Here is a 19601-nt window from a genome sequence, read left to right on the forward strand (position 1 = left end):
GAAAAATGTCCTCCATGTCGGAAGTTGTGCCCCTGCCGTCGTTCGGCGAAGTGTTCTTCGATGCCCGAGGTCAGGAGCGGTGCCTTCGGGTCACCTGGCACGAGGGAACCCTGGTGCTGAGCCTGTGGCGAGGCGAGATGTGCACCGGAAGCTTCCGTATGCCCATGGACGACGTGGGCCGCCTCCTCGACACCCTCGACGACGGCTACGCGGAGGCCACCGGCGAGCAGCCCGCGGTCGGCGCGTCCGGAACGGTCGTCGGCGAGGAGCCGATCCCCGGCACCGGGCAGTACAACCGCCCGCCCGAGGGCTTCCCGCCCGGCCAGCCACCCGGCCATCTCGACGAGCGCCCCACGGCCGCCATGTCGCCCAGCGACGTGCTCGTCGCCCGCGGCACTCCCGCGCCGCCCGACAAGCTGGTCGCCTCCTTCGGCGAGACCACGGCGCCGCGCGACTCCTACTACGCCGAGCCGATGGCCGCAGCCGCTTCGGGCGAGGCGGTCTACCAGCTTCCCGGCGAGCCCCAGATCCGGCGTTCCGACCCGCTCGGGCTGGCCACCCCGCCCGCCGACCCGTACGGCCAGCGCTCCGCCGACCCGTACGGCCAGGCGCCCGGCGACCCCTACGGCCAGGGCGACCCGTACGGCCAGGGCGGCCAGGGCGGCCAGGGCGACCCCTACGGCCAGGGTGGTTACGGGCGCCAGCCCGCCGACGCCTACGGCCAGCAGCGCCCGGCACCGCCGGGCGACCTGTTCGCGCCCCAGCCGAACACCCAGCCGAGCCACGACCCGTTCGCGACGCAGCACGCGTCCGACCCCTACGCCGCGCAGCCGCCCCACGCCACCGGCCCGTTCGCGGCGCAGCGCCCTGCCGACCCCTGCGGCCAGGGCGGGTACGGCCAGCAGCCCGACCCCTTCGCCCAGCAGCAGGACCCGTTCGCCCAGCAGGATCCGTTCGGCCAGCAAGACCCCTTCGGCCAGCAGGATCCGTTCGGCCAGCGGGGCCAGCAGCTGCCGCCGCAGCACTACACCGGCCACCAGACCGGCCAGCAGATGGCCGCCCAGCCCGTTCCCGGTCCGAGCACGCCGGGCCTCGGCACGCCCATGCACGGCATCCCCGGCGCGGGCCGGCGTTCCCGCGACCAGGGCCATCCCCAGCAGCAGCCGCCGCAGGCGCCCAACCCGGTCGACTCGCTGCTCGCTCTGGCCACTCCGCAGCAGCAGCCCGAGCCCGGCATCTCCCGCCCCTACGTCAGCGACGAGATGTTCGTCACCGGCGAGCGGCTGCGGCCGGACCAGCAGTACGACGACAGGAACTGGTAGCGCTTACGCCAAGCGTGGGCAATCCGTGATCGCCGGGACGGGGCGCAGGCCTTAGCCTGCGTCCCGTGCGCAAGGATCTTGCCCGTGTGGCCCTGCTGGCGGCCGTGAGCCTGCCCGCCGGTCTCGTCGGCGCCCCCGCCCTGCAGTCCGCCCCGGCACACGCCAGGACCGACCCGGCGCGCCCCGGCTGGCACGGCTCCGGCGTGGCCCCGTTCTTCGCCGCGCCCAGCCGGTCGCTGCCGGGCACGGAGACGACGGTCGCCTGGCAGACGACGCCGGCGGCGAAGAGGGAGGCCGTCCCGCTCGCGCAGCCGGGCGAGCCGCTGTTCGCCGACTCCTTCACCCTCGCCATGACCGGCGACATCCTCCTGCACCAGCCCTTGGTCGCCCAGGCGCGCTCCGACGGGGGCGGCCGCCCCGACTTCCTGCCGATGTTCTCCGGCATCCGCCGCGTCATCTCCGGCGCCGACCTGGCCCTGTGCCATTTGGAGACGCCGCTGGCGCCCAGGCGCGGCCCGTTCAGCGGCTACCCCACCTTCAGCGCCCCTCCGCAGGTCGTCACCGCGATCAAGCGCATCGGCTACGACGGCTGCTCGACCGCCTCCAACCACACCGTCGACAAGGGCGAGCCAGGCGTGATCCGTACGCTGCAGGCCCTCGACCGCGCGGGCCTGCGCTACGCGGGGTCGGCGCGCACCGCCGACGAGGCCAGGCTGATCACGCTCTACAACGCCAACGGCGTGCAGGTCGCCCACCTGTCGTACACCTACGGCACCAACGGCCTGCCCCTCCCGCCGCGCAAGCCGTGGATGGTCAACGTCGGCCTGGCGCCCAGGAAGATCGCCGCGGCGGCAGCCCGCGCCAGGCGGGAGGGCGCCGACGTGGTGGTCGTCAGCCTGCACTGGGGCGAGGAGTATCGCCACGCGCCCACCGCCGAGCAGCGCAGGGTCGCCAGGGCGCTGCTCGGCTCGCCGTCGGTGGACCTGGTCGTCGGCCACCATGCGCACGTGGTGCAGCCGTTCGAGCGGATCGGCGACAAGTGGGTCGCCTACGGCCTGGGCAACCAGGTGGCCAATCCGTCGGCCGGGATCGCGGCCACGCACGAGGGCGCGATCGCCTGGTTCCGCTTCGAGCGAACCGCGGATGGATGGAGAGTGCATCCGTCGTTCGCGCCCACGAAGATCGGTGCCGGCCCGCCGATCAGGCTGGCCGTCACGCGCTCACCGTCCGTCGCGCAGGTGGTCAGGTCGCTGGGTGAACGGGTGCCGCTGCTGAAATAGTTCCATCGGGGTTGCCGAGGTAGGGAGTCTGGCGTGGAGTCTGGCATCGAGCTGGCGACGGTGCTTCAGGTGCTGCTCCTGGCCGCCGGCGGCCTGGCGGTGGCCTGGGCGGCCAGGCGCCGCGGCTGGCCCGCGCCGCTGCTGCTGGTGCTGGCGGGGCTGCTGGTCTCGCCGTTGATGCCCGACGACCTCGTGCTCGACATCTTCGTCAGCGAGCCCGAGCTCATCCTGTTCGTGTTCCTGCCGCCGCTGCTCTATTCGGCCGCCCTCGACAGCTCCTACCTGCGCCTGCGCGACGTCAAGAAGCCCGTGGCGCTGCTGTCGGTCGGGCTGGTGCTGTTCACCATGACGGTGGTCGCCCTGGTCGTGCACTGGATGGTGCCCTCGTTGCCGATGGCGGCGGCGTTCGTGCTGGGCGCGGTCATCGCCCCGCCCGACGCGGTGGCGGCGGTCGCGGTGGGCCGGCGGCTTGGCCTGCCCCGCCGCGCGCTGACGATCCTCGTCGGCGAGAGCCTGTTCAACGACGCCACCGCGCTGACCGCCTTCCGCGTGGCGCTCGGCGCCATCGGCGGTGAGGCCTTCACCCTGCTGAGCGCCACGGGCCAGTTCCTCTACTCCGCCGTCGTGGGCGCGGTCATCGGCATCGTGCTGGCCCTGGTCTTCGGCTGGATCCTGGAGCGGCTGCGCGACTCGCTGGTAGAGAACACCGTGATGCTGCTCATCCCGTTCGCCTCCTACCTGGCGGCGGAGATGGTGCACGCCTCCGGCGTCATGTCCGTCGTGATCGTCGGCCTCTACATCGGCAACCGCATGCACCGCATGGGCTTCGGCACCCGCCTGGTGGCCGACGGGGTCTGGAAGGTGCTCGACTTCTTCCTGGAGACGGTCGTCTTCGCCCTCATCGGGCTGCTGTTCCTCCAGGTCATCCCCAAGGGTTACTCAGGCTGGCAGCTCGTGCTGTACGCGCTGGTCGTCTTCGCCGTCACCGTGCTCGCCCGCTTCGTCTGGCTCGTCCCGTTCTCCTACTTCCAGAAGAACCGGCCCCCGATGTCGAACGTGGTGGTCGTCGGCTGGGCGGGCATGCGAGGCGTCGTCTCGCTGGCCGCGGCGTTCATCTTCATCCTGCAATACCCCGAGCTCGACCTGGTCGCCTTCCTGACCTTCACCACCGTGCTCGGCACCCTGCTCGTCCAGGGCCTCACCTTCCCGATCCTGATCAGGCGCCTGAAGATCTCCTCCGCCGAGGAGGACTTCCAGGACGACCTCACCGAGGCCGCGGCCAAGCAGGAGGCGATCGCCGCCGGCACCGCCGCCCTGGAGGCGGCGATCCAGCGCGAGGGACTGACCGACGAGATCGTCGCCGACGTCGTCTCCCAGCTGCGGGCCAAGACCGAGCGCCGGGCCCTGAACGCCTGGGAGCGCCTGGGCGGCGGCACCGGCCAGGACGGCTCGGAGACGCCCAGCACCCTGTACCGCCGGCTGCGTCTGGAGATGCTCGAAGCCGAGCGAGGGGTGTTCGTACGGCTGCGCGACACCCGGCGCATCGACGACGAGGTGCTGCGCCGCGTCATGGCCGAGCTCGACTTCGAGGAAGCCATCCTGGAGCGCTGATCCGGTCAGGCTTTGACAGACCGGTCACGAATCGAGAAGCGCAGGTCGAGAGCCCCCACGTAGCGTGAACGCCATGGGCACCACCCGTCACGAGCGGGCGGGCCCTCGACGCGAAACGGCAGGAACTCGATATGACCGAGGGCATCAAGACCGTCCTTCACCCGGTGTCCGACCTGGAGAAGGCGAAGAAGGTGTACACCGCCCTGCTCGGTGAGCAGCCGACCGCTGACTCGTCCTACTATGTCGGTTACGACGTCGGGGGACAGCACATCGGGCTGGTCCCGGGCGGAGCGGACCAGGGCATGACCGGTCCGGTGGCCTACTGGCACGTCGCCGACATCGAGGCCAAGCTCGAGGAGCTGACGGCCGCGGGGGCGACCGTGAAGGAGGCCGTGCGCGAGGTCGGCCCCGGACGCGTGGTGGCCACCGTGATCGATTCGGACGGTAATGTTCTGGGGTTGCTCCAGGACCGATAGGCGCCACGGAGCCGGGGAGGCGAACCCCACGCATGGACGGAGAGACGATGAGCAAGAGCACGGACCCGCAGTCGCCCGCGCTGCACGCTGCCGACAGCCATGACATGATCCGCGTGCACGGCGCACGCGTGAACAACCTCAAGGACGTCAGCATCGAGCTTCCCAAGCGCAGGCTGACGGTGTTCACCGGGGTCTCGGGCTCGGGCAAGAGCTCGCTGGTCTTCAGCACGATCGCGGCGGAGTCGCAGCGGCTGATCAACGAGACCTACAGCGCCTTCGTCCAGGGATTCATGCCGACGCTGGCGCGGCCGGACGTCGACGTGCTCGACGGCCTGACCACGGCGATCATCGTCGACCAGAAGCGCATGGGCGCCAACCCCCGCTCCACCGTCGGCACCGCCACCGACGCCAACGCGATGCTGCGCATCCTGTGGAGCAGGCTGGGACAGCCGCACATCGGCTCGTCCCAGGCCTTCTCCTTCAACGTCGCCTCGATCAGCGGGGCGGGCGCCGTCCAGATCGAGAAGGCGGGCAAGACGGTCAAGGAACGCCGCGACTTCAAGATCGTCGGCGGTATGTGCCCGCGATGCGAGGGCATGGGCGTCGTCAACGACATCGACCTGAGCCAGCTCTACGACGAGGAGAAGTCCCTCGGCGAGGGCGCGCTGACCATCCCCGGCTACACCATGGACGGCTGGTACGGCCGGATCTTCTCCGGCAGCGGCTTCTTCGACATGGACAAGCCGATCAAGAAGTTCACCAAGCGCGAGCTGCACGACCTGCTCCACAAGGAGCCCACCAAGATCAAGGTCGAGGGCATCAACCTCACCTACGAGGGCCTGATCCCCAAGATCCGCAAGTCGATGCTCTCCAAGGACGTCGAGTCGCTGCAGCCGCACGTGCGCGCCTTCGTCGAGCGCACGGTCACCTTCACCACCTGCCCCGACTGCGACGGCACCCGGCTCAGCGAGGAGGCCCGCTCCTCCAAGATCAAGGGCATCAGCATCGCCGACGCCTGCTCGATGGAGATCCGCGACCTGGCCGAGTGGATCCGCGGCCTCGACGAGCCGTCGGTCGCGCCCCTGCTCGGCAAGCTGCTGCACACCCTCGACTCCTTCGTCGAGATCGGCCTGGGCTACCTGTCGCTGGAGCGCCCCGCGGGCACCCTGTCGGGCGGCGAGGCGCAGCGCACCAAGATGATCCGCCACCTCGGCTCCGCCCTCACCGACGTCACCTACGTCTTCGACGAGCCGACGATCGGCCTGCACCCGCACGACATCCAGCGCATGAACGACCTGCTGCTGCGCCTGCGCGACAAGGGCAACACGGTGCTGGTCGTCGAGCACAAGCCCGAGGCGATCGCGATCGCCGACCACGTCGTCGACATCGGCCCCGGCGCCGGCACGGCAGGCGGCACGGTCTGCTTCGAGGGCGACCTCGACGGCCTGCGCTCCAGCGGCACGGTCACCGGCCGCCACCTCGACGACCGCTCCGCGCTCAAGGAGCAGGTGCGCACCCCGAAGGGCAAGCTGGAGATCCGCGGCGCCACCCGCCACAACCTGCAGGACGTCTCCGTCGACATCCCGCTCGGCGTGCTCTGCGTCGTCACCGGCGTGGCCGGATCCGGCAAGAGCTCGCTCATCCACGGCTCCATCCCCGGCTCCGCGGGCGTCGTCTCGGTCGACCAGGCGCCGATCAAGGGATCGCGGCGCAGCAACCCGGCGACCTACACCGGGCTGCTCGACCCGATCCGCAAGGCCTTCGCCAAGGCCAACGGGGTCAAGCCCGCGCTGTTCAGCGCCAACTCCGAGGGCGCCTGCCCGACCTGCAACGGCGCCGGAGTCGTCTACGTCGACCTCGGCATGATGGCCGGCGTCGAGAACCCCTGCGAGGAGTGCGAAGGCAAGCGCTTCCAGGCATCCGTGCTCGAATACCACCTCGGCGGCAAGGACATCAGCGAGGTCCTGGCCATGCCCGTCAGCGAGGCCGTGGAGTTCTTCGCGACGGGAGAGGCCCGCACGCCCGCCGCCCACGCGATCCTGGAGCGCCTGGCCGACGTCGGCCTCGGCTACATCAGCCTGGGCCAGCCGCTGACCACGCTGTCGGGCGGCGAGCGGCAGCGGCTGAAGCTGGCCACCCACATGGCCGACAAGGGCGGCGTCTACGTGCTCGACGAGCCGACCACCGGGCTGCACCTGGCCGATGTGGAGCAGTTGCTGGCCCTGATGGACCGGCTGGTCGAGTCGGGCAAGTCGGTGATCGTGATCGAGCACCACCAGGCCGTCATGGCGCACGCCGACTGGATCATCGACCTGGGACCCGGCGCCGGCCACGACGGCGGCAAGATCGTCTTCGAGGGCACCCCCGCCGACCTCGTCGCGGCCCGCTCCACGCTGACGGGCGAGCACCTGGCCGCCTACGTCGGCGCCTGACGCACGACCCGAGAACGGCCCTGCCTGAACAGGCAGGGCCGTTCTGTGTTCTCAGGACCGGTCAGCCGATCTTGCTGTCGACGAAGCACCAGCGCCACGACTCGCCGGGTTCGAAGGACTGGATCACCGGATGCCCCTCGGCGTGGAAGTGGGCGGTGGAGTGCTTGCCGGGCGAGGAGTCGCAGCAGCCGATGTGGCCGCACTCCAGACACCGGCGCAGGTGCACCCAGCGACCGCCGCTGGCCAGGCATTCCTCGCAGCCCTCCGGCGTGCGTGCGGGCGCGTCGCCGGCCTCGGAAAGATGCTCGCAAGTTGTCATAGGAAGAAGATTACGACCAGAGCAAGGTTCCAATTTGGTCGCGCCTATTGATCGAGCGCTTGGTGATGGGGAACCTGTCGTCACGGGGGAGTGACGTAGGACACAGTGCTAGGAGCTCGTGTGCTCGACGTGCGCAACCTCGAAGTCGTCTACGACGACGTCATGCTCGTGCTGAGAGGCGTCAGCCTCACCGTCCCGAAGGGGGCGATCGTGGCCCTGCTGGGGGCCAACGGCGCGGGCAAGTCCACCCTGCTGCGTGCCCTGTCCGGCCTGCTGGACGTGCACGACGGCGAGATCACCAAGGGCTCCATCACCCTCAACGGCGAGCCCATCCACCACCTCAGACCCGCCCAGGTCGTGCAGAAGGGCGTCAGCCAGGTGATGGAGGGGCGCCGGATCCTCGGCGAGCTCACCGTCGAGGAGAACCTGCGCGTCGGCGCGCACACCAGGGCCAAACAGATCGACGCCAACCTCGAACGGGTCTACGGGCTCTTCCCCGTGCTCAAGGGCCGCCGGCGAGGCGTCGCGGGCTACCTGTCCGGAGGCGAGCAGCAGATGCTCGCCGTCGGCCGGGCGCTCATGGCCAGTCCGGAGGTGCTGCTGCTGGACGAACCCAGCCTGGGCCTGGCCCCGGCGCTGGTCGGGCAGATCCGCGAGCTCATCGTCGAGATCAACAAGCAGGGCACCACGGTGCTGCTCGTCGAGCAGAACGCCACCATGGCGCTGTCGATCGCCAGCCACGGCTACGTGATGGAGACCGGCAAGATCGTCATGGACAAACCCGCCGCCGACCTGCTGTCCGACGAGGACATCAAGGAGTTCTACCTCGGACTCGGCGCGGAGGGCGCCGCCAAGTCCTTCCGTGACGTCAAGCACTACAAGAGGCGCAAGCGATGGCTGTCCTGACCTTTCAAGACGTGCACCTCAGCTTCGCCGGCGTGAAGGCGATCAGCGGCGTCAGCTTCGAGGTGGCCGACAAGGAACTGTTCGCGATCATCGGGCCCAACGGCGCGGGCAAGACCTCGATCTTCAACGTGCTCTCCGGCGTCTACCGGCCCCAGCAGGGCGGGGTGAGCTTCCTGGAGCACGACCTGCTCGGCCTGCACCCGCACGCGATCGCCGCCATGGGCATGGCCAGGACCTTCCAGAACGTCGAACTCTTCGACAACCTGACCGTCCTCGACAACCTCATGCTCGGCCGCCACCACCACTTCCGCTACGGCGCGCTGTCGGCGGTCCTGTGGTACGGCAGGGCGCGCAAGGCGGAGCTGCAGGCACGCGCCAGGGTCGAGGACATCATCGACTTCCTCGAACTGGAGGTGTGGCGGCGCCACCCCGTCAGGCTGCTGCCGTACGGGATCCAGAAACGCGTCGAGCTCGGCCGCGCCCTGGCCATGGAGCCCAAGCTGCTCCTGCTCGACGAGCCGGTCGCCGGGATGAACCTGGAGGAGACCGAGGACATGGCCAGGTTCGTCCTGGACATCCGCGACGAGCTGGGCATCCCCATCGTGCTCGTCGAACACGACATGGGCCTGGTCATGGACCTGGCCGACCGGGTGCTGGTGCTCGACTTCGGCAAGCCGGTGGCGCTCGGCGCGCCCTCGCAGGTGCAGCAGGACCCCAAGGTCATCGAGGCCTACTTGGGAGGTGCGGCATGACCGTGACCGCTGTTCAGACCGTTGAGACCATCGTGACCCGGGTGCGCGACCGGGCATCCTCGAACGCCGTCGCCCTGCGCCACAAGGACTTCGGCGTCTGGCAGGAGATCACCTGGGCGGAGTACTGGAACCAGGTCGAGATCGTCGCCCACGCCCTGCTCGCGCTCGGCGTCGAGCCCGGCGACCGGATAGCCGTGCACTCGGAGAACCGGCCGGAGTGGCTCTACGCCGATCTCGGCATCGTCGCCGTCCGGGGCGTCACCGTGGGCCTCTACCCCACCAACCCCGCCTCCGAGGTGGCCTACCTGCTGGCCGACTCCGGCGCGAAGATCCTCATCGCCGAGGACCAGGAACAGGTCGACAAGGCCCTGGAGGTGCTCGGCGAGTGCCCCGAGCTGGAGCGCATCGTCTACCTGGAGCCACGCGGCATCCGCGGGCGCTACGACGACCCGCGCCTGCTGCACTGGGACGAGTTCCTCTTCATCGGCGTGGAGCACCGCGGCGAGCACCAGGGCGCGGTCGCCAGGCGCATGGCCGAGACCCGGCCCGCCGACGTGATGACCCTGATCTACACCTCCGGCACCACGGGACCGCCCAAGGGCGTCATGCTGACCGTGGCCAACGTGGAGTTCGCGGTCGAGGTGCTGGTCAAGAGCGGCGGCTTCACCTCGCCGCCGCCCAACGAGCGCGACCAGACGTTGTCGTACCTGCCGCTGTGCCACGTGGCCGAGCGGGCCTTCACGGTCTGGTTCAACTCCGCCGCCGGCGTGCAGGTGAACTTCGCCGAGTCCATCGAGACCGTCCAGGCCAACCTGCGCGAGGTGCAGCCCACCATCCTGTTCGGCGTGCCGCGCATCTGGGAGAAGGTGCTGGCCCAGGTCAACATCAAGCTCGACTCCGCCTCCTGGTTCAAGCGCACGACGACCCGCTTCTGGCTGCGCGTGGCCGACCGCGTCGGCGACTCCCTGGTCCGCACCGGCGGCACCCACACCGCCGCGACCCGCGTGCTGTACACGATCGGCTGGATCTTCTGCTTCCGCGCGCTGCGCGAGCGGCTCGGCATGCGCCGCGTGCGCTACGCCTCCTCCGGCGCTGCGCCGATCGCCCCCGACGTGCTCAAGTTCTTCATGGGCATCGGGGTGCGCATGCACGAGGTGTACGGCATGAGCGAGAACACCGCCATCGCCACCGCCAACCGGCCGGGACGCGTCAAGCTCGGCACCGTCGGGGAACCGCACGACGCCATCGAGCTGAAGATCGACGAGGCGACCGGCGAGATCCTCACCCGCCACCCCGGAACCTTCGCCGGATACTGGGGCAATCCCCGCGCCACCGCCGACGTGCTCGACGACGACGGCTGGCTGCACACCGGCGACGTGGGCGAGTGGGTCGACGGCACGCACGTACGGATCACCGACCGCATGAAGGACATCATCATCACCGCGGGCGGCAAGAACGTGGCGCCCAGCGAGATGGAGAACGCCCTGAAGGCCTCGCCGTACATCAAGGAGGCCGTCGTCATCGGCGACCGCCGGCCCTATCTGACCGCGCTCATCGGCATCGAGCTCGACGTCGTGGGGGAGTGGGCGCGGCGCCGGCGCCTGCCGTACACCACCTATCGCGACCTGTCGGACAAACCCGAGGTGCGCGAGCTGGTGCAGGGCATCGTCAACGGCGTCAACGAGCAGTTCAACCGGGTCGAGCAGATCAAGCTCTTCGCCTTCCTGCCCAAGGAGCTCGACCACGAGGACGGCGAGCTCACCCCCACGCAGAAGGTCAAGCGCTCGGCGATCGCCCGGCTCTTCGAGGACCTCGTGGAAGGGATGTACCGTCGTTGAAAGGTCTGCTCGAGACCGTCGTCAGGGGGCTGGGGAACGGGTCGGTCTACGCCCTGCTCGCCCTCGGCTTCGTGATCATCTACAAGGCGACCAAGGTCATCAGCTTCGCGCAGCCCGCGCTGATGCTCGCGGGCGCCGTGGCCGTGTCCTATCTCGTGGAGGTGACCGGGTTCTATCTGGCCGTGCCGCTGGCCGCGCTGCTGATCGCGGTGCTGGCTCTGGGCATCGAACGCGTGGCGATCAGGCCCATGGTGGGCCGTCCCGTGTTCGTCGTGGCGATCATCACGCTGGGCATCGACATCGTCATCCGGGTGGTGGTCAATCACTACATCGGCCGTGACGTGCGGCAGATGGGCGACCCGTGGGGCTTCGACCAGGTCGCGCTCGGACCGCTCGTGGTGCAGGAACGCTGGCTGGCCATGCTCGCGGTGACCGCGGTGCTGGTCGGGCTGCTGTTCGCGTTCTTCCGCTACACCAGGTACGGCCTGGCGATGCGGGCCGCCGCCTACGACCAGGAGACGGCCCTGGCGCAGGGTGTCTCGGTGGGCGCGGTGTTCGCCCTGTCGTGGGGGCTGGCGGGCTTCCTGGCGGCGATCGCCGGCATGTTCGTCGGCACCGGGCAGGGCGTCGAGCAGCTCACCTGGATCATCGCGCTGAAGGCGCTGCCGGCGATCATCCTGGGCGGGCTCGACTCGCTGGGAGGCGCGGTCATCGGCGGGCTGACGATCGGCGTCGTGGAGTCGCTGTTCCAGAGCTACCAGGGCGACATCGCGCCGTGGCTGGGCCAGAACTTCGCCGTGGTCTCGCCGTACGTGGTGATGCTCCTGGTCCTGCTCGTCCGGCCGTACGGACTTTTCGGCACGCGGGAGGTCGAGCGCGTATGACCACCGTCAGCCGTGATTCGGACATACCGACCGGACGGTCTCGCAGGGTGCGCGGGCGCCCCCTGCTCTACACCTCCTACGGCCAGGACATGGCCCTGCTCGACACCACGGCCAAGCGGATCTGGACGCTGGTGCTGGTCCTGGTCGCCTTCCTGCTGTCCGGCGTGCTCGCCGACCGCTCGCTGGAGGTCCTGGCGGGCGCCTTCGTCCTGGCCATCGGCGCCATCGGGCTCAACATCGTCTCCGGCTACGCCGGCCAGATCTCCCTCGGCCACGCCTTCTTCGTCGCGATCGGCGCCTACACCGCCGCCGCGTTGTCGGGTCCCGTCGACGGCCGGAACCTGGGTTTCGGGCTGACGGAGATCTGGATCTGGCTGCCCGCAGCCGGCCTGCTCGCCGCCCTCGCCGGCGTGCTGGTCGCGCCGCTCGCCGTACGGCTGCGCGGGCTGTACCTGGCGGTCGTCACGCTCGGCCTGGTCTTCCTGGGCGAGCACATCTTCAAGGAATGGGACCACCTGACCGGCGGGCCCGGCGTGGGCCGCCAGGCGGCGCTGCCGACGCTCTTCGGCACCCGCCTCGACGTCGACGGGCCGCTCGGCACCCGCGAGCAGTCCCTGTACACGCTGATGCTGATCATGCTGATCATCTTCGCCGTGGCCGCGCGCAACCTCGCCAGGTCGCGCATCGGCCGGGCCTTCTCGGCCATCCGCGACCGCGACATCGCCGCCGAGGTCATCGGGGTGCCGCTCACCCGCTACAAGGTGCTCGCCTTCGGGATCTCCTCCTTCTACGCCGGGTGCGCGGGCGGGTTGCTGTACGTGATGACCGGGTTCGTCGAACCCGGGTCGTTCTCGCTGCTGCTGTCGGTGCAGTTCATCGCGATGGTGCTCATCGGCGGGGTGGCGACCGTCTCGGGATCGATCATGGGCGCGCTGTTCATCGTGCTCATCCAGCCGCTCACCCGCTCGCTGCCGGGCTTCGTGCCCTTCGTCAGCGGCGACACCACCGTCACGCCGAACGTGTTCCAGGTCGAGACCGTGCTGTACGGCCTGCTGATCGTTCTGTTCCTCGTGTTCGAACCACGCGGGCTCTTCGGGATCTGGATCCGCGTGCGCAACTACTGGAAGAGCTGGCCCTTCTCGTATTAGGGAGCCCCTGCAATGAAACGACTGATCGGATATATCGCGATAGTCGGGCTTCTGTCCGGTTGTGGCATGTTCCGAGGAGAGTCCTCCACGGAGAGTACGGCGGCGGCCAACGCGCCGGGGATCACCAGCGAACCGTGCCCGATCGCGGTGGACAAGAACAAGGGCTGCATCTACCTCGGCACCATCTCCGACCTGACCGCCGGGCCGTTCGCGGCGCTCGCCGTGCCCATCACCGACGCCCAGAAGGCCTTCTGGAAGCGCGTCAACGAGGCCGGCGGCATCGGCGGCAAGTACGAGGTCGACGTGCAGGCCTACGTGCGCGACAACAAGTACAACCCCGAGACGCACCGCCAGGTCTACAACGAGATCAAGGACAAGGTGCTCGGGCTGGCCCAGACCCTCGGCTCACCCACCACCGCCGCCATCATCGACGACCTCAAGGCCAACAGCATCGTCTCCGCCCCCGCATCCTGGACCTCGGCCTGGGAGTTCGAGGACGTCATCATCGAGACCGGGTCCAACTACTGCATCGAGTCGATGAACGCCGTCGACTACGCCGTCGAGACCTACAAGCCCAAGTCCATCATGGCCGTGCACCTGGCCGGCGACTACGGCGCCGACGCCGCCGCGGGCGCCAAGATCGCCGCCGAGAAGGCCGGCGTGACCTTCACCGCCCTCGAGACCCCGCCGGGAGCCACCGAGCAGGGCCGCGCCATCACCGAGATCACCAAGAACAAGCCCGACGTCGTCATCATCACCACCGGCCCCGCCGACATGGCCACCATCGTCGGCCAGACCGCCGCCGCCGGGTACAAGGGCCGCTTCATCGGCACCGGCCCCACCTGGAACCCCGCCCTGCTGAAGTCGCCCGCGGCGCCCGCGCTCAAGGCCCTGTACGAGCAGTCGTCGCCCGGCAAGTCGTGGGGCTCCGACACCCCCGGCCACAAGGCCATGCGCGACGCCCTGCCCAACGTCACGCCCAACGACGGCTACACCTCCGGGTGGGCCTGGTCCTACCCGATGAAGGCGGCGCTCGACAAGATGGTCGCCGGAGGGGACGTGTCCCGCAAGGGCCTGCTCGCGGCCGTCAAGTCGCTGGCGACCGTGGACTACGAGGGCATGCTGCCCGCCGACGCGGGCAACTTCGCCGGCGACGCCAACGCGGCCACGTTCCGGCAGACGCTGATCAACAAGGTCGACGAGGCCGCGCCGACCGGGGTGTCGATGGTGAAGGACTTCTACACCGGGTCCACGGCGCAGGGGTACACCATGGACGGGCCCTGCTTCCAGAAGCTCTGACCTCTTCCGCCTTCCCGCCCTTCCCCGCCCACCGCCCGCCCACCCACCCGCCCCCGGTCCTGCTCGGGCCGGGGGCGGGTGGCAGTGACCGTTCGTCGCGGGCGGGTGGTGCCTTGGCCGCCGTCGTGGCCCTCGCCGTCTGACGAGGGCCACGTGGTGCGCGCGCATCGGTGGCGCGTTGGTGGGATGGTCCGCCGTCATGACCCCGGGAACCGTCAAGCAGCTATTGGGCTACGACACCACCCGAGGATTGGTCCCGTCCCACTCCGACAGCGGCGCGCAGTGCCACCGCCACCCCGCCTGACGTTCCAAGCCAGGCAGGTCCGCTCGCCCGTTGGCCCACAACAGCGTCTCCCAGGGATCGCCCCCCTCCGGCGCCCAGGGGAACAGCCGCCGCAGTGTCGCCGAGGCCAGCTCCGGGGACGGTTGGAACGGCACGCCCAGCCCGGCCCCGATGTCGGCGGTGTGCACCAGCATCTCGTCGCACGCCATCCCCGCGAACCCCGAGGCGTCGGCGAGCCCGTGCGGGTGCCAGCCCCGCACGTCGGGCCCGACCCCGTCCACGGCGTGCGCGAGGAGGGAGGCGAAGGTCCGCAGGGTGGCAGCCAGGTCGTCGGGCGCAGACTCGGGCCGCACCCGCATCTCCATCGTGCTCAGCTCGCGGTCTCCGGCGACCAGGTCGGTGGCGTACCACAAGACCGTCTCGCTGATGTGCGCCGCGACCTGGGCAACGTTCCAGTCCATGCCGGGCACGCCGGTTTCTGACCACTTCTCCCCGGTGACCGATTCGAGGTAGTCGCAACATTCCGACGCAACGCGGCGAACGATCTTCCCATCCATGCACACACCCTAAGCGTTGGGTAGGGTCCGGGCATGAAGCGAATGTTGGCCATGACCGCGGCTGCGGCCATTCTCCTGACCGGCTGCAGCGAGATCAATAGCACGATCGACAAGGCTCAGGCCTGCCTGGAGGCCCCGAAGATCCTCACCGATCTGGGTGCCGAGCTGACCCGCCTCAAGGACGACCCCCAGGCCATGAACAAGGCGCTCGACGACTCGGCCGCCAAGCTCAACGACCTGGCGGACAAGGCGTCCAACACCACGATCAAGGAGGCCACCGACAACCTCGCCGCCGAGCTCGGCAAGATCAACGTGAACTCGGTCAACGAGGCCGTCGACACGGTCCAGAAGGTCAGCAGCGAGACCGTCACCTACCTCGACGAGCTGCGCAAGGCCTGCACCTAAGAGCGTGACAGGTGCTCGGCGAGCAGGGTGGCTCCGAAGTCGGCGCCGGGCCGTCTGAGCACGCTGTGCGCGTGGGTGGCGCCGTCCTGGGTGTTGTCGTATTCGATGACCAGGTCGGCGCCCTGGATCCGGTAGTAGTGCCCGAGGCCGCGCGCGGTGGGCCCGGCCCAGGCGAACGACAGGTCCGACAGGGCGGGCCTGACGGCGGGGTCGAGGCGGTCGGTGTAGGTCGAGGCGAGCCGGGTGAGCAGGTCGCGGGCGGCGTAGCCGAGGTCGGCGGCGCGTACTCCCAGGGGTGACAGTTCGGTGACCTCGGTGGCGTCGCCGGTGAGGATGTCGTCCGGCGCTGTGGCGTCCACGATGGCGACCGAGCGCTGGGCGGGTGTCAGGGCGGCGAGGAGGGCGCGGGCCAGGTCCTCTTCGAGGGGGAGCGGCCGGATGACCGGCGCTGTGCCGTACAGGACGGAGACGGGTCGCGCGCCGATGAACACGGGCCCGACCTCGCGGCGGCCGTCGATGGAGGTCGTGGTGACCGACAGGTGGTGTCCTTCGAAGCGCCAGGCCCAGGTGGGGGAGGCGGGGTCGCCGAAGACGGCCAGGTAGTAGTCGTCGCTGTGGCGTCCGCGGCGTCCGCCCTCGTCGAGGTCGATGACCTCCTCCATCGCCATCACCGTCACGGCCTGCGCGAAGGCGTGCCGGGTGAGCACCGAGGCCAGCAGGCGGTGGGCGGCCTTGCGCGCGGCGGACGAGAGCCCGAGCAGGGGCACGCCGGGCCGGGCGCCGGGCAGGTAGGTCCACTGGAGGCGGCGGGGGTCGGCGAAGGAGTGCTGGGCGGCCTGGCGTTGGGCGTCGGTCAGGGCGTTGAGGAAGTCCACGTTCCTAGCATGGCGGGTCCTTGACGGTCCTGCCGCTGAGGGCCTGGGTGAGGGAGTCGGACGCGTCGAGGAAGACCTGTTCGCTGACGCGCCGGTTGATCACGCCGGTGGCGCAGCTGCGGAAGGCCTTGCTGAACTGGGAGTAGTAGGCGGTGCGCGGGCGCATGACGGATCTGTCGATCGACGTCTTGATCTGGGCCGCGAGATCTTTCAGCTCGGCCGGGCCGATCTCCACGACCTCGGAGGCGGCGGTGGGCCTGGGCTGCTGCAGCAGTGCGGCGCAGTCGGGGCCGTGGCCTCCCGCGTAGGCGGTGTAGACGGAGGCCAGGACGGGCGCGTACCCGCCGCACGCGAACAGGCGCAGCTGCACGTCGTGCCGCGTCAGGTCCTCGATGAGCTGCAGCGCCTGCCGTTCGCGCTCGGGCCCGATGTGGGCGGAGACGGCCAGCACCGAGCCGCCCAGCACTCCTCGTCGTGGCGCGCGGATCCGGAAGGCGAGCGTGCCGTCCTGGCGGCGCATGAGCGGGTCGGCGGCCAGCCGGTGGAAGGCGATGGGCCAGTTGCGCATGTGGGTGACCTGGTTGCCCAGGTGGGTCCTGCCGTCGCGGAAGGCCTTCAGGCTGGAGTCCTCGTCGTAGGAGAGGGATTCGGCCAGCACCGGCTCGCGTCCCGCCGAGCGCTGGTAGTCGCGCAGCGCCCGCCATCCGGCGCTGTCGAGCGCGACCCGGTCGCCGTCCAGGACGTCGGCCAGTTCGAGCATGTTGATCGTGCCCGCCTCCGCGTCGTCGAGCTGGAGCGCCCATCCGGTGGTGTCCACCTCCTTCCTGGCGTACTCCAGGGGCGCGTCGGCGGCGAACGGCACGCCGTACTGCCTGCCGTCGTACCTGCCGGCCTCCAGCGGACCGGGCAGGAAGCGGCTGTCGTCGGCCAGGTCGATGGGCTTGATGTAGCCGAACTCGGCGAACTCGGCGACGTGCGCCACGTCCAGGACGAGGATGTCGTATTCGCAGCTGCCCGCCTGCGCGGCCGCCGCGAGCTGGGCCCGCCGCACGTCGGTGCTGCCGGAGACCTCCAGCATCGTCGCGGAGATCTTCCGCTCGGCGCTCCAGTCGGCGATCACGTCGCGCCGGTGGCTGCCGCGGCTGATGTCGTCGCCGGTGGCGACGGTGAGCCCGGCGCGCGGCGTGCAGGCGCCGGCGTTCGGCGCGGGGACCGGCGCCGCGCTCACCTGGGCGGGCGAGCCGCTGGCGGCTCCCGCCAGCGGTTCGCGCTGGAACGGCAGCGGCTGGTAGAACCACACCCATCCGGCCAGCAGCCCCACGAGGAGGGCCGCGATCGTCATCCTCGTGCGGCTCATCGCCACCCCTTCGCGGTGAGCACGGTGTCGGCGAGCGCCTGCGGCACCTCGGCGACCGCGCGGCAGGCGTACGGCTTGGCCGTACCCTTGAGCGCGGTGACGCGGCAGGTGCCGCCCCCGACGACCAGGACCGACAGGCCCGTCACCGGCCCTGCGCGCTGCAGCGCCCGGCCGATGGTCGCGGCGGCGTCGCCGTCCGGTTCCTCGTTGTCCAGCCTGCCGTCGGTGAGCACGACCACGGCCTGCGGCTCGTCGCCTTCCACCTTCTCCAGCGCGGCCGAGACGGCGGCGTCCCAGCCGCGGAACTCGGCGGCCTCGACGGCTCTGGCCGGTTCGTCGAGTTCCTCCAGGCCCGCCCCGCGGGTCAGCTCGTCGAGTCGCGCCGGCCCGGCGCGTGATCCCGCGGCCAGCCCGGAGACGCTCACGCGGTCCTTCGGGCCGAGCACGTCGGGCAGGGCGCGGATCGCGGCCGAGGCGGGCGCGCGCAGCAGCTCGCGGGCCGAGCCCGACATGTCGACCAGCACGTGCAGGCCGAACGCCGGCCTGATCTCGGTGTCGAGCCTGCGACGGGTCTCGGCGAGCGTCTCCTTGTCGTACAACTCCTGCGGCGCGGACTCGCTGAACAGGGGATGCGCCCGCAACCACGCCGCGAAGTGGTCCACGACCGCCTGCCGCGCCGCCGAGTGCTGCCGCGGCCACCGCATCGACACGAACGGGTAGTCGAGGGCGTGCATGCCCTGCAGCCTGACCGCCTCCAGCCGGTCGCTGCCGAAGAGCCCGATCTCCGGACATCCTTCGCGCTTGGCCTGCGCCGTCAGCTGCGCGTCGTTGTAGTCGGCGACGCTGTGCGCCGGGATGAACAGGGCGACCTGCTCGGACCTCCTGGCGTGGAAGGCGCACAGCAGCTTGGTGACGGTCAGGCTGGGCAGCGGCGCCCGCAACATGCCGCGTTCGGCCTGCTCCAGGCCCGCTTCGCGCATGTCGGTGGCGCCGCTGAGGGCCGCGGCCGACGTCTCGGGGTACGGCCTGGCCACCCGCATGCCGAGCTTCCCGGTCACGACGTCCCAGGCGCGGCGGAGTTCGACGCCTTCGGCCGCCTTCAGCTCCCGTTCGACCCGCCGGGCGGCGCCGGGCAGCATGGCCAGGACCAGCTGGTCGCCCGCCACCGGTGCCCCGATCGTGAGCAGGTCGGGATCACGGACGGCGGCCTCCACCAGGTCTGCCTCGCCCTTGCTGGTGGCGATCCACCCGTCGGGCTGCAGCCCTTCCAGGCGCACGTACGGCTCGGTGCCGCCGGTGTCCTGGCGCTCCCAGTCGCTGTTGAGCGCGTCGATGAGGCGGCCCAGCGCCGGCGCCTCGGCCACGGTCACTCGCACGGGCGCGCACCCGTCGGCGAGCTGCTCCTTCTCGTAGAGCCTGGCCTTCTCGGTGAGATGCCAGAGCGTCTCGGCTGCGGTGATCATGCGGATCTCGGTGGCGGGGGCACAGGGTTCCGGGGTGCTCAGGTCGACGATGAGGGAGAAGGCGAAGACGACCCCGATCCCGGCCATCACGGCGACCGCGAGCCGGGCGGCGCCCAGCAGCCGCGGCGCCGACTTCCGTAAGGTCGAGAGCGCTTTCGGCACCTGTTTGATGCGTTTCGCGCCATACCACGCCAGACCGGTGGAAAGGAAAACCAGGATTCTCGCCCACGGCGGAAGCGGGTCCAGCACCTCGGTGACACTGTCGAAGAAGGCGGCCAGGAAGGGAGGCAGGACGAAATCGCGCCAGGTGGGTTTGCCCTGCTCGGCCTGCTGTGTGGACACGTTTACATCGGCCACTCACCGATCGTAACCCGCCATCTCTAGGGGAAATGCC

At 70.2% G+C, this 19601-nt stretch carries 17 protein-coding genes; 12 read left to right on the forward strand and 5 right to left on the reverse strand.

The window, feature by feature from the left end:
* Positions 1-14 precede the first annotated feature (14 nt).
* The 5 genes from ACIBH1_RS35230 (at position 15) to ACIBH1_RS35250 (ending at position 7121) form a co-directional block, all read left to right on the forward strand.
* Positions 15-1322, forward strand: coding sequence for a hypothetical protein (locus ACIBH1_RS35230; protein WP_397318339.1), 1308 nt, complete (start codon positions 15-17; stop codon positions 1320-1322).
* Between the two features lie 65 nt (positions 1323-1387).
* A complete protein-coding gene (locus ACIBH1_RS35235; protein WP_397318341.1) occupies positions 1388-2602 on the forward strand; it encodes a CapA family protein in 1215 nt (404 codons plus the stop codon).
* 33 nt (positions 2603-2635) lie between these two features.
* Positions 2636-4213 (forward strand): Na+/H+ antiporter, encoded by a 1578-nt coding sequence (locus ACIBH1_RS35240; protein ID WP_397318342.1) that lies wholly within the window; start codon positions 2636-2638, stop codon positions 4211-4213.
* Between the two features lie 131 nt (positions 4214-4344).
* A complete protein-coding gene (locus ACIBH1_RS35245) occupies positions 4345-4689 on the forward strand; it encodes a VOC family protein (protein ID WP_397318343.1) in 345 nt (114 codons plus the stop codon).
* A gap of 47 nt (positions 4690-4736) precedes the next feature.
* A complete protein-coding gene (locus ACIBH1_RS35250; protein ID WP_397318344.1) occupies positions 4737-7121 on the forward strand; it encodes an ATP-binding cassette domain-containing protein in 2385 nt (794 codons plus the stop codon).
* 61 nt (positions 7122-7182) lie between these two features.
* Here ACIBH1_RS35250 and ACIBH1_RS35255 read toward each other — a convergent pair whose 3' ends face one another.
* The gene (locus tag ACIBH1_RS35255; protein ID WP_397318346.1) at positions 7183-7440 is read right to left on the reverse strand and encodes a ubiquitin carboxyl-terminal hydrolase 14; all 258 of its coding nucleotides are present in this window, start codon (positions 7438-7440) and stop codon (positions 7183-7185) included.
* Positions 7441-7560: 120 nt separating this feature from the next.
* Here ACIBH1_RS35255 and ACIBH1_RS35260 point away from each other — a divergent pair, with 120 nt between their 5' ends.
* The 6 genes from ACIBH1_RS35260 to ACIBH1_RS35285 all read left to right on the forward strand — a co-directional run bounded on the left by ACIBH1_RS35260 (position 7561) and on the right by ACIBH1_RS35285 (position 14267).
* Positions 7561-8346 carry an ABC transporter ATP-binding protein gene (locus ACIBH1_RS35260; RefSeq protein ID WP_397318347.1) on the forward strand — a complete coding sequence of 262 codons (786 nt, stop codon included), beginning with the start codon at positions 7561-7563 and terminating at the stop codon, positions 8344-8346.
* The gene (locus tag ACIBH1_RS35265) at positions 8334-9098 is read left to right on the forward strand and encodes an ABC transporter ATP-binding protein (protein WP_397318348.1); all 765 of its coding nucleotides are present in this window, start codon (positions 8334-8336) and stop codon (positions 9096-9098) included. Before ACIBH1_RS35260 ends, ACIBH1_RS35265 begins: the two co-directional genes overlap by 13 nt.
* The gene (locus ACIBH1_RS35270) at positions 9095-10936 is read left to right on the forward strand and encodes an AMP-dependent synthetase/ligase (protein WP_397318350.1); all 1842 of its coding nucleotides are present in this window, start codon (positions 9095-9097) and stop codon (positions 10934-10936) included. Before ACIBH1_RS35265 ends, ACIBH1_RS35270 begins: the two co-directional genes overlap by 4 nt.
* Positions 10933-11820 carry a branched-chain amino acid ABC transporter permease gene (locus tag ACIBH1_RS35275; protein WP_397318352.1) on the forward strand — a complete coding sequence of 296 codons (888 nt, stop codon included), beginning with the start codon at positions 10933-10935 and terminating at the stop codon, positions 11818-11820. Before ACIBH1_RS35270 ends, ACIBH1_RS35275 begins: the two co-directional genes overlap by 4 nt.
* Positions 11821-11867: 47 nt before the next feature.
* Positions 11868-12968 carry a branched-chain amino acid ABC transporter permease gene (locus ACIBH1_RS35280; RefSeq protein WP_397318353.1) on the forward strand — a complete coding sequence of 367 codons (1101 nt, stop codon included), beginning with the start codon at positions 11868-11870 and terminating at the stop codon, positions 12966-12968.
* A gap of 66 nt (positions 12969-13034) precedes the next feature.
* Positions 13035-14267, forward strand: coding sequence for an ABC transporter substrate-binding protein (locus ACIBH1_RS35285; RefSeq protein WP_397318354.1), 1233 nt, complete (start codon positions 13035-13037; stop codon positions 14265-14267).
* 231 nt (positions 14268-14498) lie between these two features.
* Here ACIBH1_RS35285 and ACIBH1_RS35290 read toward each other — a convergent pair whose 3' ends face one another.
* Complete coding sequence (locus ACIBH1_RS35290; protein WP_397318355.1) at positions 14499-15107, reverse strand: maleylpyruvate isomerase N-terminal domain-containing protein; 609 nt, start codon at positions 15105-15107, stop codon at positions 14499-14501.
* A gap of 33 nt (positions 15108-15140) precedes the next feature.
* On the opposite strand from ACIBH1_RS35290, the gene ACIBH1_RS35295 reads away from it, so the two are divergent.
* Positions 15141-15512 carry a hypothetical protein gene (locus ACIBH1_RS35295; RefSeq protein WP_397318356.1) on the forward strand — a complete coding sequence of 124 codons (372 nt, stop codon included), beginning with the start codon at positions 15141-15143 and terminating at the stop codon, positions 15510-15512.
* On the opposite strand, the gene ACIBH1_RS35300 is transcribed toward ACIBH1_RS35295, so the two are convergent.
* The 3 genes from ACIBH1_RS35300 to ACIBH1_RS35310 are packed head-to-tail and all read right to left on the reverse strand — an operon-like array spanning position 15509 to position 19564.
* Positions 15509-16387, reverse strand: a complete 879-nt coding sequence (locus ACIBH1_RS35300) for a DUF3500 domain-containing protein (protein ID WP_397318357.1) — start codon at positions 16385-16387, stop codon at positions 15509-15511. The genes ACIBH1_RS35295 and ACIBH1_RS35300 overlap by 4 nt on opposite strands.
* A gap of 4 nt (positions 16388-16391) precedes the next feature.
* Positions 16392-17744, reverse strand: coding sequence for an extracellular solute-binding protein (locus ACIBH1_RS35305; RefSeq protein WP_397318358.1), 1353 nt, complete (start codon positions 17742-17744; stop codon positions 16392-16394).
* Positions 17741-19564 carry a hypothetical protein gene (locus ACIBH1_RS35310; protein ID WP_397318359.1) on the reverse strand — a complete coding sequence of 608 codons (1824 nt, stop codon included), beginning with the start codon at positions 19562-19564 and terminating at the stop codon, positions 17741-17743. Before ACIBH1_RS35310 ends, ACIBH1_RS35305 begins: the two co-directional genes overlap by 4 nt.
* Positions 19565-19601 lie beyond the last annotated feature (37 nt).

The organism is Nonomuraea sp. NPDC050663 (assembly GCF_044456985.1).
Taxonomy (GTDB): Bacteria; Actinomycetota; Actinomycetes; order Streptosporangiales; family Streptosporangiaceae; genus Nonomuraea.